A 1,284-nucleotide genomic window follows, 5' to 3' on the forward strand; every position below is an offset into this window, starting at 1 on the left:
ATAGAAATGCGTGCAAAGCGCTTCGGTTTAACGCTACAGGAGGCAAAAAATCCACTTTCTGGTACCTATATCGGGCGTCTTTGTTTGCAAGGCGTGATTACTCAAGAGCAATATGATGCCGCGCAACAGTACCTACAGATAAGAAATAATTACCTTTGTGCAAAAGGCTTGCCTAATGCAATTTATGACGAAATGCCATCATCTTCTGATGATAAAGCAAGAGACAAGTGGGTAGCATTTGCAACAGAGCAGTTTATAAACATGCAAGAGGCACTAAAAGAAGCCCAATGCCTCTATAGACAGTATAATCTTCATGCTGCGTTACAATCCCTCGTTATAGAAGATCAAATGCTACCACACCTTGTGAATTCATTACGCGTTGCTCTTAATGTGCTTCAGAAACATTTTGATCGTAAATGACAATCTCTATTACGGTTTCATTATATCATATATCGTTGGTAAGTCTCTGCAAAATCTAGCGACTTGTTTAGTGTTTTCATAATCACCGGTGCTCACGTCAGATACTACAACTATCATTTGTGTTTTGGGGCTAATGCCAGTTCCAGTCGAATTACTAAGAAATTTTTTTGCATAATAAATCATTGGATTTTTGCTGTTATTGGATTCGTTGTATGCCCACATAAAATCTCTTTCACTCCAATTATGTTCATAACGTAAACGACTTATTACATTGGGTAGCATTGCCCATGACATTTCTTCATTATACTCACCCCGCAATAAATTCACAAAGCGTCCACATAAAATAACGAATACGTGACGATGCAATACAGGATCAAATTTGGAAGGCATCTTATGATGGCCACGGCTGTATACAAATTCTTGTGCTTGGCTTAGCTTATTAAAATGCGTAAAGCCAGTATATTCTTTACTCGCGTATTTGTCGTAAAGTTGATTATACTTCTCTATAGTATCTACACTTGTAAACATACGCGTCAATTTGTCTATAAATCCAAATGACGCTGATGCAGGTAGCGCTGATATAGAAAAGAAAGCTATAAATGTTATGATGCGTGTTATGGATAATGATTTCATCATTTTGAACCCTTAATTATTCATAAGTGCTGTTTAACCGATTCTTTTCAAATGTATCAATATGTGTCATTTTTATGTTGACAAAGTGTAGCAAATCGTATTTAATGACATTACTGTACTTAGGCGTATTGTGTCTAGAGAGGGAAATGTACAGTCAAAATCCCCGCAAATGCGGGGTTTTTTATTATCTGGAGGGCGTATTTTATGACATCACAAAATACACAGCAGGCT

General features: G+C 37.0%; 2 protein-coding genes. One reads left to right on the plus strand and one right to left on the minus strand.

What is annotated here, in order from left to right; all coding sequences use genetic code 11:
• Nucleotides 1-420: hypothetical protein (locus ACFILO_RS09400; RefSeq protein ID WP_375678207.1), on the plus strand; the 420-nt coding region annotated here is incomplete at its 5' end.
• A gap of 9 nt (nucleotides 421-429) precedes the next feature.
• Here the strand turns inward: ACFILO_RS09400 and ACFILO_RS09405 are convergent.
• On the minus strand, nucleotides 430-1,056 hold the full coding sequence (locus tag ACFILO_RS09405) for a hypothetical protein (protein WP_006590334.1): 627 nt from the start codon (nucleotides 1,054-1,056) through the stop codon (nucleotides 430-432).
• Nucleotides 1,057-1,284: the final 228 nt, after the last annotated feature.

Origin of the sequence: Bartonella sp. AP72JLCBS (assembly GCF_042195705.1) — a bacterium.
Lineage (GTDB): Bacteria > Pseudomonadota > Alphaproteobacteria > Rhizobiales > Rhizobiaceae > Bartonella.